Origin of the sequence: Paenibacillus sp. JDR-2, from assembly GCF_000023585.1 — a bacterium.
In the GTDB taxonomy this organism is placed as follows: Bacteria; Bacillota; Bacilli; order Paenibacillales; family Paenibacillaceae; genus Pristimantibacillus.
In genome coordinates this window covers 7117626-7132876 of sequence record NC_012914.1, presented here as the reverse complement: position 1 = coordinate 7132876, position 15251 = coordinate 7117626, and the positions used below count along the sequence as shown (strand labels likewise).

Sequence of the window (15251 nt, the reverse complement as noted above, 5' to 3'; positions counted from 1 at the left end):
CCATGCGGGAACAACGGAATTTGAGTCGTCTCCTTGCATCCTTCGTGCTCGTCATCATGTTGACGCTGCCTATATCCGGTTGTTTCTCCGCATCCGGTAAGGAAGAGAAAGCCTCGGCAACGGACAATACAGTGAATTTGATCTATTATACGATCGGCGATCCGGACAAGGACCTTAAGATGGTCAACGACAAGATCAACGAGATTCTGGCCAAGAAAATCGGCGTTACCATTACGTATATCAAGGTAGGCTGGCAAGAGTACGAGGAGCGTCTGAATACCCTCGTGTCGGCAGGAACTCCCTTTGACATCGCTTTTGCCCCGGAGTACGCGAATTACGCGCAGCGCGGCGCTTGGCTGAGGCTGAACGACTATCTGTCGAAAGTGGGGAAGGATATGTATGATGCAATCGACCCTATTTTCTGGCAAGGCGTACGGATGGATGACGGCGGTATTTACGGTGTGCCGACCAATAAAGAATTAGCCGTGCGCGACCAGTGGATGTATCCGGATGCGCTAGTGGAGAAGTACCATATTGATATCTCGAAGTACACAACGCTGGCTTCCCTTGAACCGCTGTTAAGGATGATCAAGGAGAAGGAACCAGCTTATATACCGATGGAGCTCGATAAGGAATCTCAAAATTTCTTCGCCTTGGACGGCTACGAATACGTATCGGAAAAGACGCTTCCCCTAATGAGGAATGTCCTGGATCCCGATTCTCCGGTCGTGAATATTTTTGAAACCGACGAAGCCCGGAAAGTGCTGGACCTTCTTCGGCGCTACTATGTGGAGGGTTATATCAATGAGGACGCGGCCATGCGGGAAACCGAAGGACTGAAGCGCGGCGCGCTAGTCTTCTGGAAAGCAGCGGGGGGAGGCCCGCTGGCGGAAAATAGTTGGAGCAAGGATCGCGGTTACAAGCTGGTGGCTTACCCTGTAACCCCAGCATTGATCACGACGGAATCCATTCGGGGGGGAATCATGGCTATTAGCGCGGAAACGAAGCATCCCGTCGAGGCCGTAAAGTTTCTCAATCTGCTGAACACGGATCCCGAGGTGCGCAATCTGTTCAATTTCGGGATCGAGGGCGTACACTACAACCTGGATCGTAATGGCCAAGTGGTGCCCATTCCGCCCAAGGACAAGAACGGCAATCCTATTCCGGACGCGCAGCCAAGCTATGGAGGCGTGCAGTACACCCAAGGCAATTGGTTCATCTTGAAGACCATGGGCGGGGAATATCCGGATCCCTTGGACAAATGGAATCAATTCCGCGCGAGCAACAAGGAAGCGGTTGTATCGAGTACGCTGGGTTTTACTCCGGACTTGTCACGGATGCCCATCCAGATGCAAAACATCCAGATGGTCTGGGAGAAATACTTTCCCAGCCTGATGACGGGCAGCGTGGATGTAGCTTCGGTACTGCCGAATTTTAATCAGGAGCTTCGGCAGGCGGGCATCGACGAAGTGCGGGCCGAGGTGCAAAAGCAGCTTGACGCCTGGCGAGCCGCCCATTCGTCACCCGGAAGAGGTTAATTGGCTTAACCCACGAGCTTCCCGTCAACCGCAATGCGGTTGGTACCATTGGACTTGGCGAGATACATGGATTGATCCGCCTCGCGTAAGAGATCAGTCTCCGTCTTGCCCTCTGACCATAACGTACAGCCGACGCTGGTGGTCATCGGAAGACGAAGCTCCTTAATCTGCATTGGCAATTCCAATTGACTGACCAACCTGTTAGCGGTCTGTACCAAGTCGTTATCTTTCTGCAGCCATGCCGCCACCACGAACTCGTCTCCCCCTAGCCGTGCGACCAGAGCGGATTCGCCAGTTGCATTTTTGATGCGATTGGCGAATTCCACAAGCACGAGATCGCCGACTTCATGTCCGTGAGTATCATTGCATTGCTTGAATTTATTTAGATCAAGGTAGAACACCCCAAAGAAGCCTTCTTCTCGACCGGCGCGGTTAATCCAGCCTTGGATACGTACGCTAAAGCCTCTACGATTCAGTAATCCTGTCAGAATGTCGCGCTCGGTTAATTGAATAAGCTCGTGCTCCAGCTTTTCGCGTCTATCAATTTCAGCTCTTAATTGAATCAATAATTGCTCGTAATCGTTTAGGATCCGGACTTTGTCATCGTAGTTAATTTGCTTGCCTAACTCTGACCCTAGAGCGAGCGATAACAACTGCAGCGTCTCGATATCGCGGCTGGAGAAAGCGTTAGGACGACCGGAGATGACTTTCAACACTCCGACGGCGTTGGTGGATTCAAACAGGGGGACGCAGACCATGCTACGAGCGCCAACCTTCATTGTCGCTTCCTTGTTGACGCGATCGTCTTGCTGCGTGTCCGCGGAATACAAAATATCCTCCTTCGTTACGCATAATCCCGACAAGCTGCCGTTCTTATTGATTCGAATGCCAAGATGAGGCTGCAAAGTGCCGCTGACGGCAGCATAAACCATCTCATCTCCTGCCAGCATCTCGATCGTAGAGCCGTCGGCATCGGTTAGCAGGCACATCCGATCACATATCGTCTGCATAAACAGCTTTAAATCAAAGTTAGATAACAGCATCTGCTGCTGGACTTCCATTATGACTTCCAGGCGACGGCTTTCAATCATCGTCCTTATTCCCCTCCATGCGTACACAGTAATCTGCCCGACATTATTAGTTAACATGCTAGCATTTTTAAATAGGTTTGTCAGCCCGGCCGCGAGCCGTATTTTGAGCTAATATGCACTTTCATGCGATGCCCCGAACGAAGTAAAATAGAGGTGATTAGGCTCCGAGTACGATTGAAAATAATAGAAAAGAGGACTGCATCGTTATGTTGGAAATCTCTGTTATGACTTTCAATTTACGCTATCCGGAAATCCAAGACGGTTCCGATTATTGGCCGGAGCGAGTGGATCGGGCAACCAACGTTATTCGAAAACATCATCCTTTGCTCATCGGCACTCAGGAAGGTTATCATTCGATGCTCAAAGATTTGGAGATTGAATTATATGAATACGATTGGGTCGGGCGAGGCCGGTTCGGGGAACACGAGAATGAACACAATGCCATTTTTTATAACCGTGACGAGTTGACCGTAGAAGAGAACGGACAGTTTTGGCTGTCGGAAACGCCGGAGTCGGAAGCTTCGGTTAGTTGGGATAGCTCGTTTCCGAGAATCTGTACATGGGCGCGTTTCCATCATCGGAGGTCCGGTAAATCCTTCTATCTTTACAACACCCATCTGGATCATCATAGCCAAGAAGCGAAAGACCGCGGGATTCAAGTCATTGGGGAGTACATGGCTAAACAACGCGCTTTGGATGGACTCCCGGCTTTGCTTACAGGGGATTTCAACTCGTATCCAGGTGAATTCCCGATTCGTTTCTTGCGCGGCGAGATTGAGATTGACGGCAAAAAAAGCGGGTTGACGGACGCGTACTCCCAAATCGCGGAAAATCCCGGCCTGACGTTCCATAGCTTTAAAGGGGGAGACTCCGGAGAGCCGATTGACTATATTTTTGCAACCGCCGAATTCCAATTCTTATCGGTGCAGATCGATCGCTCCCAAGTTAACGGAAGATATCCATCCGATCATTATCCGGTTGTGGCGGCAATCCGATTCTAAAAAAGATGGGCAGATCAGCATACTTTTACGATGCAAGCAAGGCGGCTGCCGTTACTAGGTCAGGTGTCCCTACATAGATATAAGCTAATGAGAATGGCTTATACCATAGGCAGGGATGGTGTAAAGTGAATGGCACAAAGCCGGAAAAAGAAAGGTACGCGATTAACCGGGAGAATCGTATTCCCGGGCAATCCATCTTATAATGCGGCCAGAACGGAGTATAATAGGCGGTTTTCCAAATTCCCAAGGGTTATTGTTTTTTGCAGACAAACCCGGGATGTGATCAACGCGGTTAAATGGGCCCGCGAACGGGGCGTACGGCTGCGAGTGCGCAGCGGGCGGCACAGCTATGAAGGCTTTTCTTCCGTAAATGGCGGTATTATTATCGATGTGAGCGGGATGAACAAGGTTAAGGTTGATCGAAAAAATAGGGTGGCCATCGTACAGGCGGGAAATCCGCTTGCCCGAGTGTACGAAAAGCTGTGGAATAAACGAGTAGCGATTCCGGCGGGGACTGCCCCCGATGTAGGCGTAGCCGGGCTCACCTCGGGGGGCGGCATTGGACTTCTGTCGCGCAAATATGGTCTTACATGCGATAACTTGATACAAGTGAAGATGGTCGTAGCCTCGGGACGTTATGGAGCGAAGACAATTGCGGCAAACCGGAGGAAGCATTCCGATTTGTTGTGGGCATCGCAAGGCGGCGGTGGAGGAAGCTTTGGCGTTGCTACGGCTTATACTTTTCGGGTTAGACCCATTTCGACGGTTTCTATATACAGCATCAACTGGAAATGGGGTGATTTGGAGAAGGTATTGCCGGTGTGGCAGCGCTGGGCCCCGTCTGTCACGAACCGCTTAACCTCAACGATTGAGGTATCTGCCAAGCAGGTGGGAACTATTGTATCTACGGGGCAATTGCTTGGCGGCGCAGAGGAGCTGCGCCGATTAATTAAACCGCTTTTGCGGGCAGGCACTCCGGTGAAGGTGCTGGTGAAGACGGTGCCGTTTATAGAAGCGACTAAATTTTTCGCCGAAGCGGATTTAAACTTGGAACCAAAGTTTAAAATCACGGGAGCTTACGGCTTCCACCCCTTGCCTAGCGAAGGAATACGAATTATTCGCGACTTTTTATCCAAAGCACCCAACAAGCATTCTAGCGTATGGAGTCAAAGCTTAGGCGGAGCAGGAAGTGCGGTGAGTCGGGTGTCGCCTACCGCAACGGCCTATCCTCACCGGAAGGCGGAGACCATTTACGAGCTGTCGGCCCGCTGGAGGAACAACGGGGAGCAGGAGCGGAATATTCAGTGGGTGAAAAGGTTCAGGAGAGCATTACGCCCCTTTGTTAAAGGGGATTATGTGAATTTTCCCGATTTGCAGATTAAGAATTGGCCCAAGGCGTATTATGGTGTGAACTTCGGCAGATTGAAGCGGGTGAAACGCAAGTACGATCCTCAGAATGTGTTTCGTTTTGCTCAGAGCATTCCAGTGGGTAAACAGGTCAGGAAATGATCATATTCGCATCAGATCTAAATTAAGCAAAGGAGCTGACAGAGTCAGCTCCTTTGACATTTTTCCTCGATAGCCCCCGGGAGGAGGCGATGTTAGCTTCTGGTTTGAACAGCTAACCCACTAAAAGATATTGGCCCTACAACATCTACTCTTGTATTTGCTGTACGGTTTTCTGCTGTGACCGTGTAAGAATGAGTACCTGCTTTAACATTTCTATCTTCAGCTTGGAAAGTAACTATATAATTTTGCTCTGAATCCGTAGATTCGATACCCTGCAGCGTATTGAAGATTTCTTTATTACCGCGGAAGACTCTAAAGAGAATTTGCCCAATGCCTGTAACACCTCTGACACCAACGGATGCTACCAAATCTACCCGGTTGGGTTGAGAATTCCTTGGAATCCGAATGGCGATCGTTGCGATGCCAGATTTTTGCGGGGAACTCTGAATAGTAAACGATTTGGCCAGGTTAAAGCGACGAAGCGGCTGGACGGCTGCTTTATCAAGAATTCGTACCATAATATCAACTCCTCTTATTTGATGCTTCAATTTATGAGAGATTAAGAGAGACTGATTGGGCAAAATTCAAAGATTGCTAGATTATGTTTTTGAGATGAATTGGCGCCCTTACCCGGGCGCCTTTACTTATTTTTAACGCGATGTCCCCCGTAGACGTATCAACCCGCGGACGCTACACTAGGGAGGGCGACAGAGAATAAATATAGTAGGAGCTTGTAAACGTGACTTTATCAGACCATACTCCATCATGGAAGAAACTTAGTCTTTATGCCGTAACATGGCCCATTTTCGTAGACTCCGTATTGCGGATGCTGCTAGGTACGGTTGACGTGTTTATGTTAAGCCGCATTTCCGACAAGGCAACGGGTGCAGTAGGCTTAGCCAACGAAATTATTTATTTTTGCATTATGATGTTTGGCTTTGTCGGCATAGGCACCAGCGTTGCGGTATCGCAGTATATCGGCGCCCGGCGGGCGAAAGAGGCAAGCCGCATTTCGGCGATGGCTATTTCAATGAACCTGATCTTCGGAATCCTCGTCAGCATCGTTATCGTAAGTTTTGGGGAATCGCTGCTGCGGCTGTTAAACTTAAACCCCGAACAAATTGGAATCGCCAATCATTACTTAAAGATTATCGGCGGATTTATTTGGATCGAGGCGCTTTCTTACGCGGTGTCGTCGGTTATCCGTTCAACCGGAAATACGAAGAGCGTTATGTTTGTTACGCTAGGCGTTAACCTCCTCCATATGGGAGGGAATTATTTGCTTATCTTCGGCAACTTGGGCTTCCCGGAATGGGGAGTTACGGGAGCGGCCATATCAACGGTCGTAAGCCGTTTGCTTGGTATCGTCGTTCTGTTTATCCTTTTGTACCGCCGTATTGCCGTACCGATTCAAAGGAAGGATTACGTGCGCTGGAAAGGTTCTTACGCAAAACAAATCCTGAGCATTGGCTTGCCCGCAGCGGGGGAGCATCTCTCTTATCAATCGCAATACTTGATGATCATTGGTTTCGTCAATATGATTGGCATTACCGCTTTAAATACGCATGTGTATGTCATGAATGTATCGAACTATTTCATGGCGCTGGCACTGGCGATCGGGATGGGGACGGAGATTATCGTCGGACAAATGGTCGGTGCGGGAGAAATGAAGGAAGCTTACCGGAGACTGATGAAAAGCGTAAAAATCAGCTTCCTGTTAACCATAGCTGTCGTTGGGGTGGCAGCGATATTCCGGCATGAATTGATCGGTTTGTTTACAAAGGACCCTGAGATTATTGCTGCCGGGGCGAGCATATTTTTGCTTTCCATCATACTTGAACCCGGCCGAACCTTTAATATGGTCATCATCAATTCGCTGCGTGCCGCCGGGGATGCACGGTTCCCTGTATTAGCGGGCGTCATCTCCATGTGGGGAGTCTCGGTACCGCTTGCTTATTTGCTCGGCGTTCATTTCGGAATTGGCCTGCTTGGCATATGGATTGCCTTTACGGTGGACGAATGGCTGCGCGGAGTTATGATGCTGCTTCGCTGGAGAAGCAGAGTTTGGGAGAAGAAAGCATTAGTAAAGCCTGCTTCCGTCGTTTCGGATCAGGGCGTGGAAGCACCGATTTAAGCTGAAATTATTTAAAGCGCTACTGACATGACGTTGTCGGCGTGCTTTTTTATAATCGGAGCATGCGAACAACGCATGAATAGGAAAGGCGGGATTTATCGCGGGAGCGTGCTGGATTCCACGCGACAGCAAGCATAGACAGGAACGAATTCGGCCTCGTATTTAACGTTTATGAACCGCCTGCCGGCAATTGTCGGCAGGCGGTTTTTAGCATGTGCCTTTCAGGAATTTGAAGTTAGATTTTATCAAATCTGGCATAGGTTATAGAGGAAATATTTTCTTGCTGATAGAATAGAGATTGAAGTCGAATTATGCACGTAGACCTGGGAAAGCAAGGTCTTTAGTCATAGAAGGAGGCATACAATTATGGCCGTAGTCGAAGTCGTCAAGTTCGATGGACCGCCGGACTTGTTCGTCTGGAAATATCCGAATCAGGAGATGGGCACCTGGACGCAATTAATCGTCAACGAAACGCAGGAAGCAGTCCTGTTCAAGGGAGGAAAGGCTCTGGATCTGTTCGGGCCTGGCCGGCATACGCTCTCAACGGCTAATATTCCTTTTATTCAGTCGCTTGTCAATTTACCGTTTGGCGGACGTTCTCCGTTCACAGCGGAAGTATGGTACGTTAACAAAATCAATTCATTAGACGTGAAGTGGGGAACGGCTTCACCGATTCAATTGCAAGATCCGAAATACCGAATTCTTCTTTCCGTTCGCTCGTTCGGGCAATTTGGTGTGCAGATCGAGGACTCCCGAAAGTTTTTGATTAAGTTAATCGGTACGCTGCCGGCATTCGACAAGGATGCACTGGTGAAATATTTCCGCAGTCTTCTGATGATGAACATTAACGAGCTGATTACGACCTACTTGGCTGTAAAGAAAATCAGCATTTTGGAAATTAATGCTTATATTACGGAGATCGCTAAACATATCGAGGAAAGGATCGGGCCGGTATTTCAAGACTACGGCATCAAGCTGCTTAACTTTTATATCGATTCAATTAATACGCCCGACGACGATCCGACGACAAACCGGCTAAAGGAAGCGCTGGCTAAAAAGGCCGAGATGGATATTATCGGATATACGTACCAGCAGCAAAGGACGTTCGATACGCTTGAAGGAGCGGCTAGAAACGAAAACACGGGGAGCTCAGGCATAATGGGTGCGGGAATCGGACTCGGTATGGGGGCTGGTATCGGAGGTGCGTTCGGCGGCCAAATGTCAGGTCTAACGCAGCAAATGAATATGACGGCTGACAAACCGTGCCCGCAATGCCATACGACTAATAGGGAAGGTTCCCGTTTCTGCAACAGCTGCGGTTATTCATTTGTCTCGGCGCCGTCCGCTCCCGCAGTCGGTCCTAAAGAAACGGAATGCAGCGTATGCGGCAAGTCTTTTTCCGCAGCCGCGAAATTTTGCCCGCATTGCGGTGATAAGAACCGACTGTGTCAGAATTGCGGAACGGATAACCCCGATGAAGCCGAATTTTGCGTAAAATGCGGACATACCGTAGGTATTAAGCTGTGCTCGAGCTGCGGGGATCCATTGGTCGCCGGTGCGAAATTTTGTCCCAACTGCGGAGCGAGTGCGGTGTTGAAATGCGGGCAATGCCAGCATGAAGTGAAGCCGGGTCAGAAATTTTGCCTGGAATGCGGCAATAAGCTCATTCCATAAGGAGGTTTGGCATGAATAGCTTTCGATTATATACGGGGGCATGGACTTTCATTTACGCATGCGCGCTTGTGCTGACGGTTGCGCTCTTATTCTGGATAGACTTGCCTTTTTTGCGCCCCGATCATTTATGGATTTCCTTAGAGGCGCTGGCGTTAGCGGAAACGGCAGTATATGGTACGGTTATTTACGCGATTTCCCAGAAAGAAAGAAACGGGAGTTTGTCAATTGGCTATTCGACGTTCGTAACGGTCTCGACGTTTTACTTGGTTGCAGTGGTTGTCATTATTGTTCTGTTCTCCCTGCTATTCGATGTTTCGGTAAGGTCTTACATCTTGATTCATATAATAGCGCTTGCCGTAGCCGGAGTCGCCGCGGGATTGGCGGCGCTAGCCGCCGGCAAGTCGGTGGAGGATGATAACATCACTGTCCAGACTCAGCACATGCAAAATATGCAGTATGCATTGCGCGATGCCGTGCGGCAAATGCGGGGCAGGGAAGAAGCAGAGCTGCAGCGCGACCTGGAGCGGCTGGAAGAAAAAGTCCGCTTTAGTGATCCAGTCTCCCATCCTACCATGCTAGATGATGACCGCCGGCTGGTGACCGAAGCGGAGCGGCTGGCAGCTGACATTCGCAGCTATGCGGAACTGTCCGAGCGGGTGGAGACTGACTCGTTCAGCCGTCGAATCCGCGATCTTTCGGATTTGCTGAAAGATCGCAACGAGAGGCTAATTCAACGAAAATAACGAGCGGAGGTTTGCTTGTGCACAAGTCGGTAAATGTTAAAATTCATGGTGCGATCATATTATTCAGTTTCTTGATTTTTTTCCCGGTGGGAATCATCTTGCTTATTATTCGATACGCTCTTCATGCGAAGTACAATTATTTGAGGGAAAAGGACGACAGGCTGGCGGGACACTCTTTTTTAACGCTGTTCGGGCTCGTGATGCTGATGTGTATGTTGGCGGGCGTAAGCGGTGACGGTTTACTCGTCTCCTTTATTGGATTTTTTATTTTCCTTGGAATACCTGCTATCCTCTTTTATGCTGTCGCATCTTCACGCAAAAAGAAAATGGATAAATTGTATATGGCGTACTATCATCTAGTCATCGAGCAAGGGAACACTTCGATTGCTGTTTTGTCCCAATCGACCGGTGTACCGGTTCAAAAAGTAAGTGAGGATATCCGCTATATGATCGTCACCGACCGGCTTCCGGGGGCTAGTATGACTAGCATGGGGGATATTACACTATCCAAAACCAGCATGACAGACAGTTGGAACACCGTAGAGGCGGGTGTGAAGACAAATAGAACGAATAATAACGGGGATATCGTGTTGCCCGGCATGACGATAAAGAGTATGGCTAGTGGTGGGGATATCGAGTTACCCGGCATGACGATAAAGGGTATGGCAAATGGCGGAGGCATTGTGCTACCCGGCATGACGATAAACAGTTCGACTACCAGCAGTGAGATTGAGATAAATATAGAAATAGGCGATGATGGCATTGGCACCGCCCAGCAGGCTGCGGCTGCAAAAGCATCTGACGATGGGCCTAAAAGCGTAGTCTGCTCCGGCTGCGGCGCTAACGTAAACCTATACCCAGGCAAGTCACAGGAATGCGAATTTTGCGGAAACGTTATAAACGGCAGTTAAGGTGGATTGCCCATAACTCGCTTAACTGCCGATAAAGAGCCGCCAATAGTCAGCGTGAGAGACAGAAGCAAACAAGGCTGAGCCGAGGTAATCCGGTTCAGCCTTGTTTGCTTGTCTTCCAGACGAGAGGCAAATAAATAGTGTCCACAATCTCGAGAATAGCTTCGTCAGTCAGCGGTGTATGAGTAGTGAGCAGCTCGTACCGCACAAGGTCGACGGGAAGGGTGATCACGCGTTCCGGCAGCCCTTCAAGAATGACCTCGCCCCGCTTTTCGGCGTTTTTCAAGATATTCGTCATGGCGATGGACAGCGGATCCTCCGCTCTTGGCGATAGCGTCATTTTGGCATGGAACTCGTCTCCGTGCAAATCAACCATCAGGCCGTGAATGGTCTCGGCTCCAATCAGCTGCATGGGCTTAATAATCCGATCCATTAAAGAAAGAACATCATCCCGCAAGCTGCCCGTATCGGGAGTGTCGAGCGAGGGCTTTGGCATATGCTTGATCATTGCGGCGATGACCAGCTTCGCCTTATTCGGCCACCTGCGGTAAACGGCGGTCTTATTTGTTTTGGCCCGGGTCGCAACGGCCTCCATCGTCATCTTGGAGTAGCCGGTTTCCCGCAGCTCCTCCCAGGCAGCGGTCAATATGGCGTTCTCCAGAACGTCCCCGCGCCTCCGCGATCCCCCCGCTTGTTGTTCCTCGTTGTTCTTTTTGCGATCTTGCCGCGAATCCGTCATATCTTGTTCCAACTCCCGCGTTGTGTTAGGACAACGTCCTTCTAGACTCTTGTAAATAGTATATTGCATTTTCGCTAGAATTATAATATTGTATTGAAATAAGGTACGGTACGTACCGTACCCTAAATTGCGAAGAGGTGAACAGCCATGGCCAAAAGCCAAGCGAAGGCAGTCAAAGCTCCAAAGGAAAAGATTGATCCCGGCATTTTAAAAATCGCGCTTATTCTTGTTCTTGGAGCTATTGTTCCCTTGCTGGACTCAACCATGATTAACGTGGCGATCAATACGCTTACGGTCGATTTGCACAGCACGGTATCGACCACACAATGGGTGATTACGGGATATGTGCTCACGATGGGATTGGCGGTGCCGGTATCGGGATGGGCCATACAGCGGTTCGGCGGGAAGAACTTATATCTGTTCTCGCTGGTGGTGTTTCTTGTCTCGTCACTGCTATGCTCGCTGGCCTGGAACACCGAAAGCTTGATCGGTTTCCGGTTATTGCAAGGAGCTGGAGCGGGATTGCTCGTCCCTACGATAACGAACGTGCTTGTTCAATCGGCAGGAGGACGCGGGCTCGGAAGGCTGATCGCGCTTATTAGTATCCCAACGCTGATCGGTCCGATTCTTGGTCCGGTCATTGGCGGGCTAATTATGGACAACATGAGCTGGCGCTGGATCTTCTATGTAAACATACCGGTTATGCTGGTTGCGCTCTGGCTGTCCTGGCGGCACATTCCCAAGAGCGAAGCAGCCGCAGGAAGACCGAAATTTGATTTTCTTGGACTTTTGCTATTGTCTCCGGCATTCGCGGCTCTCATCTATGGGATTTCACAGATTAGCTCCGAGGGGCTTTCATCGGCAGGGGCCATGATTCCGCTGGCGGCCGGGGTTGTATTGACGGCTGCCTACATCGTATATGCGTTGCGCACGAAACAAGCTCCATTGCTTGATTTGCATCTTTTCCGTTCCCGGCATTTCCTGGCATCCAACATCATTTTGTTCTTCTCGGGTATGGTCATGAACGGTGCCTTGCTGCTGCTCCCGCTCTATTACGAGCAGGTCCGCGGCGAAAGCGTACTAACGACGGGGCTTCTCTTGATTCCTCAGGGGATTGGGATGCTGCTTACGAGGAGCTGGATTGGAAAACTGGCCGACCGCGCAGGCTCCAGAAACATTGTGCTTGTCAGCTTGGCGGTCACGCTGGCGTCCAGCATTCCGTTCGCTTTTGCGGGAACGGATACGAGCCATATCGTGCTGAGCGTGGCACAGCTTGTACGCGGGGCGGCGATGAACGGCATTTTTATTCCGATTATGGTCTCCGCTTATGAAGGACTGCAGAGGGAGCAAATTCCGCATGCCAGCATCTCGACGCGGATCTTCCAGACGATTGGGGGAGCATTCGGTTCCGCAGTCCTGGCAACGGTTATCGGACACCAGCTAAAAAGCGGTGCCGGCGGGAGCCTTGCCGCCCTTGCCGATGCTTATCAGGTCGCTTTCTGGTGGTCGGTCGGTTTTGCGGCCGTTTCCTTCCTCCCGGCCTTATTATTGTCTAACCGCAAGAAACAACAAGAGACGTAAGCCGAATTCCGCTCACGAAGGAAACTTTACAGGCAGAAGCTTTCTATAAAACATTTTTTGGTATAATATCTGATAGATTAGGAATCCTGTTAATAGGAAAATTTCGCGAGAGAAGAGGAATAGGAATGTCCTACACCGTTGATTTTAAAAATGTGTCTACCGTTGGCTTGGAGTCTTCGCCTGTAGTAGAAACGCTAGCTGGTCTTCGTGCGAACGAAGCTCGATATTTCATGAACAAATACAAGCATGAATTTACGGTTGTACCCGCGAGCGAGAGTCAAGAAGCTCTGGATTACGTGAACCGAATCTTGAAAGAGCGTAATATCGAATTCTCGGCAAAACCGCTCGAAACGTCGCAGTTCCAAGTGGAGAATATCAAATTTACCTACGTCTTCTATGAGGACGGACTGGCTCTCAACGTTATGTACACGGTAGATGATGCGAAGAAGCGGGCCGTTGGCTTCAAGCTTTCCGAAGGGATGGAAGTGCCGCAGGAGCTGGAAGGGAAGTTCAAGTTCGCCAGACAGAAATCCAAGCTGGCCGGTACGATCCGCGGTTCGTTTTTTGTCATTAAAGGCGAATACTAAGAAAGTTTTTGGTAAAATAAATGGACGGGCGGAGCTTAGTTGCCTAAAGCATCCTCCGCCCAATACCAACAGGCCACTCTTTTTATAAGGGGTGGCTTTTTGTCGTTCATAATCTAATTAAATGTTGTCAACAGTATGATTGACAAAACCTCGTTTTCCTTTTGTTGTTCTGGAAGCGGGCTTGAATTACGATGATAGTAATCCGGCGGCACTGCCGGACCGGTAAAAAAGAAAGCGATTTTATAGAGGAGGAACCCAAATATGCAGCAAGTGCAAAACAGTTCTCCAACCGGAGGTATCCGGGTGGGAGTCCAGAAATTTGGACGTTTTCTCAGCGGTATGGTCATGCCCAATATTGGTGCTTTTATAGCATGGGGGATCATTACGGCGTTGTTCATCCCTACGGGTTGGCTGCCTAACGAAACCCTTGCAAAGCTAGTTGATCCGATTATCAAGTATCTGCTTCCGCTTCTGATCGGTTATACGGGCGGTACGATGATTCATAAGCAGCGCGGCGGCGTTATTGGCGCTCTGATGACAATGGGCATCATCGTTGGTACGGACATCCCGATGTTCCTCGGGGCTATGATTTGCGGTCCGCTGGCCGCATGGGTATTGAAGCAATTCGATAAATCAATCGAGGGGAAAATCAAATCCGGCTTCGAAATGCTGGTGAACAACTTCTCGCTTGGCATTATCGGCGCAATTCTTACGCTGATTTCTTATTCCGGCGTTGGTCCGGTTATCGAACAGTTAACCAAAATTCTATCTAACGGTGTGGAGTTCCTGGTTAACCATAACCTGATCCCGCTGGCTAACATTATTATTGAACCTGCAAAAATTCTGTTCCTTAACAATGCCATTAACCATGGCGTTCTGAGTCCAATTGCATTAGAAGAAGCGTCCCGGACGGGGCAATCGATTCTCTTCATGCTGGAGTCCAACCCGGGTCCAGGCCTTGGTATTCTGCTTGCTTATATGATTGCCGGCCGCGGCTCGGCGAAGCAATCGGCTTCCGGCGCAGCGATTATTCACTTCTTCGGCGGTATTCATGAGATTTACTTCCCGTACATTCTGATGAATCCGCGACTGATTCTGGCGGTTATTGCCGGGGGCGTTACAGGTACATTCACCTTCTCGCTGTTTGGTGCGGGTCTTGTTGCTCCTCCTTCGCCGGGCAGTATCTTTGCTTACATTGCCATGGCTCCAAAGGGCGGCCTTCTTGCAGCTTTGAGCGGTATCGTAACCGCTGCTATTGTTTCGTTTGTTATTGCGGCTTTGCTGCTTAAGACAACGAAGAAAGAAGCCGAGGACGGAGACGATCTCGAACAAGCTTCGGCAAGAATGAAGGAAATGAAGGCGGCAGGCAATACGGCGGGTGCGGCAACAGCAGTTGCGGCTCCGCAAGCTGTTGAACATGCTGAAGCAGCAAGCGATACGGTCAAAGCGAAAGAGGACGTTCATAAAATCGTCTTCTCCTGCGACGCGGGCATGGGTTCCAGTGCAATGGGCGCATCCATTCTTCGCAAGAAGATGAAAGCCGCCGGTTCGGACGTTACCGTCATTAATACGGCAATCAGCGATATTCCCGGCGATGCCGATATTGTTATTACGCATAAAACGCTGACGGACCGCGCTAAAATTCAGGCGCCAAAAGCCGAGCATATTTCAATAGATAATTTCTTGAAAAGTCCGGAGTATGACAAACTCGTAGACCGGCTTTCGTAAGAAACCTTTCTCATC

The 15251-nt window shown here is 49.7% G+C and carries 13 protein-coding genes; 10 read left to right on the top strand and 3 right to left on the bottom strand.

Annotated elements, in window-relative coordinates; translation table 11 throughout:
- The first annotated feature begins 2 nt into the window (after positions 1 to 2).
- Positions 3 to 1538: an ABC transporter substrate-binding protein gene (locus tag PJDR2_RS31365; RefSeq protein WP_015847777.1), complete on the top strand. Its 1536-nt coding sequence runs from the start codon at positions 3 to 5 to the stop codon at positions 1536 to 1538.
- A gap of 5 nt (positions 1539 to 1543) precedes the next feature.
- Here PJDR2_RS31365 and PJDR2_RS31360 read toward each other — a convergent pair whose 3' ends face one another.
- A complete protein-coding gene (locus PJDR2_RS31360; RefSeq protein WP_015847776.1) occupies positions 1544 to 2629 on the bottom strand; it encodes a sensor domain-containing diguanylate cyclase in 1086 nt (361 codons plus the stop codon).
- Between the two features lie 224 nt (positions 2630 to 2853).
- Here PJDR2_RS31360 and PJDR2_RS31355 point away from each other — a divergent pair, with 224 nt between their 5' ends.
- Together PJDR2_RS31355 and PJDR2_RS31350 are read left to right on the top strand one after the other, a co-directional pair.
- Positions 2854 to 3630 carry an endonuclease/exonuclease/phosphatase family protein gene (locus tag PJDR2_RS31355; RefSeq protein ID WP_190276170.1) on the top strand — a complete coding sequence of 259 codons (777 nt, stop codon included), beginning with the start codon at positions 2854 to 2856 and terminating at the stop codon, positions 3628 to 3630.
- A gap of 129 nt (positions 3631 to 3759) precedes the next feature.
- Positions 3760 to 5139 carry an FAD-binding oxidoreductase gene (locus PJDR2_RS31350; RefSeq protein WP_015847774.1) on the top strand — a complete coding sequence of 460 codons (1380 nt, stop codon included), beginning with the start codon at positions 3760 to 3762 and terminating at the stop codon, positions 5137 to 5139.
- A gap of 92 nt (positions 5140 to 5231) precedes the next feature.
- On the opposite strand, the gene PJDR2_RS31345 is transcribed toward PJDR2_RS31350, so the two are convergent.
- Entirely contained in the window at positions 5232 to 5657 is a 426-nt protein-coding gene (locus PJDR2_RS31345) for a hypothetical protein (RefSeq protein ID WP_015847773.1), read from the bottom strand.
- Between the two features lie 221 nt (positions 5658 to 5878).
- Here PJDR2_RS31345 and PJDR2_RS31340 point away from each other — a divergent pair, with 221 nt between their 5' ends.
- From PJDR2_RS31340 to PJDR2_RS31325, 4 genes are all read left to right on the top strand, one after another.
- Complete coding sequence (locus PJDR2_RS31340; protein ID WP_015847772.1) at positions 5879 to 7273, top strand: MATE family efflux transporter; 1395 nt, start codon at positions 5879 to 5881, stop codon at positions 7271 to 7273.
- A 366-nt stretch (positions 7274 to 7639) separates the two neighbouring features.
- On the top strand, positions 7640 to 8947 hold the full coding sequence (locus PJDR2_RS31335; RefSeq protein ID WP_015847771.1) for an SPFH domain-containing protein: 1308 nt from the start codon (positions 7640 to 7642) through the stop codon (positions 8945 to 8947).
- 11 nt (positions 8948 to 8958) lie between these two features.
- Complete coding sequence (locus PJDR2_RS31330; RefSeq protein ID WP_015847770.1) at positions 8959 to 9690, top strand: hypothetical protein; 732 nt, start codon at positions 8959 to 8961, stop codon at positions 9688 to 9690.
- Positions 9691 to 9707: 17 nt separating this feature from the next.
- Positions 9708 to 10601: a hypothetical protein gene (locus PJDR2_RS31325; RefSeq protein WP_015847769.1), complete on the top strand. Its 894-nt coding sequence runs from the start codon at positions 9708 to 9710 to the stop codon at positions 10599 to 10601.
- A gap of 97 nt (positions 10602 to 10698) precedes the next feature.
- On the opposite strand, the gene PJDR2_RS31320 is transcribed toward PJDR2_RS31325, so the two are convergent.
- Entirely contained in the window at positions 10699 to 11340 is a 642-nt protein-coding gene (locus PJDR2_RS31320; RefSeq protein ID WP_015847768.1) for a TetR/AcrR family transcriptional regulator, read from the bottom strand.
- Between the two features lie 147 nt (positions 11341 to 11487).
- Between PJDR2_RS31320 and PJDR2_RS31315 the strand changes: the two genes are divergently transcribed.
- From PJDR2_RS31315 to PJDR2_RS31305, 3 genes are all read left to right on the top strand, one after another.
- On the top strand, positions 11488 to 12921 hold the full coding sequence (locus PJDR2_RS31315; protein ID WP_015847767.1) for an MDR family MFS transporter: 1434 nt from the start codon (positions 11488 to 11490) through the stop codon (positions 12919 to 12921).
- 125 nt (positions 12922 to 13046) lie between these two features.
- On the top strand, positions 13047 to 13508 hold the full coding sequence (locus PJDR2_RS31310; RefSeq protein ID WP_015847766.1) for a hypothetical protein: 462 nt from the start codon (positions 13047 to 13049) through the stop codon (positions 13506 to 13508).
- 261 nt (positions 13509 to 13769) lie between these two features.
- Positions 13770 to 15236, top strand: a complete 1467-nt coding sequence (locus tag PJDR2_RS31305) for a PTS mannitol transporter subunit IICB (protein ID WP_015847765.1) — start codon at positions 13770 to 13772, stop codon at positions 15234 to 15236.
- Positions 15237 to 15251: the final 15 nt, after the last annotated feature.

Bases quoted from the DNA above. Each gene is read 5' to 3' on its own strand.
- PJDR2_RS31365 (WP_015847777.1), top strand. From the start codon at position 3: ATGCGGGAACAACGGAATTTGAGTCGTCTCCTTGCATCCTTCGTGCTC.
- PJDR2_RS31360 (WP_015847776.1), bottom strand. From the start codon at position 2,629: ATGATTGAAAGCCGTCGCCTGGAAGTCATAATGGAAGTCCAGCAGCAG.
- PJDR2_RS31355 (WP_190276170.1), top strand. From the start codon at position 2,854: ATGACTTTCAATTTACGCTATCCGGAAATCCAAGACGGTTCCGATTAT.
- PJDR2_RS31350 (WP_015847774.1), top strand. From the start codon at position 3,760: ATGGCACAAAGCCGGAAAAAGAAAGGTACGCGATTAACCGGGAGAATC.
- PJDR2_RS31345 (WP_015847773.1), bottom strand. From the start codon at position 5,657: ATGGTACGAATTCTTGATAAAGCAGCCGTCCAGCCGCTTCGTCGCTTT.
- PJDR2_RS31335 (WP_015847771.1), top strand. From the start codon at position 7,640: ATGGCCGTAGTCGAAGTCGTCAAGTTCGATGGACCGCCGGACTTGTTC.
- PJDR2_RS31330 (WP_015847770.1), top strand. From the start codon at position 8,959: ATGAATAGCTTTCGATTATATACGGGGGCATGGACTTTCATTTACGCA.
- PJDR2_RS31320 (WP_015847768.1), bottom strand. From the start codon at position 11,340: ATGACGGATTCGCGGCAAGATCGCAAAAAGAACAACGAGGAACAACAA.
- PJDR2_RS31315 (WP_015847767.1), top strand. From the start codon at position 11,488: ATGGCCAAAAGCCAAGCGAAGGCAGTCAAAGCTCCAAAGGAAAAGATT.
- PJDR2_RS31310 (WP_015847766.1), top strand. From the start codon at position 13,047: ATGTCCTACACCGTTGATTTTAAAAATGTGTCTACCGTTGGCTTGGAG.
- PJDR2_RS31305 (WP_015847765.1), top strand. From the start codon at position 13,770: ATGCAGCAAGTGCAAAACAGTTCTCCAACCGGAGGTATCCGGGTGGGA.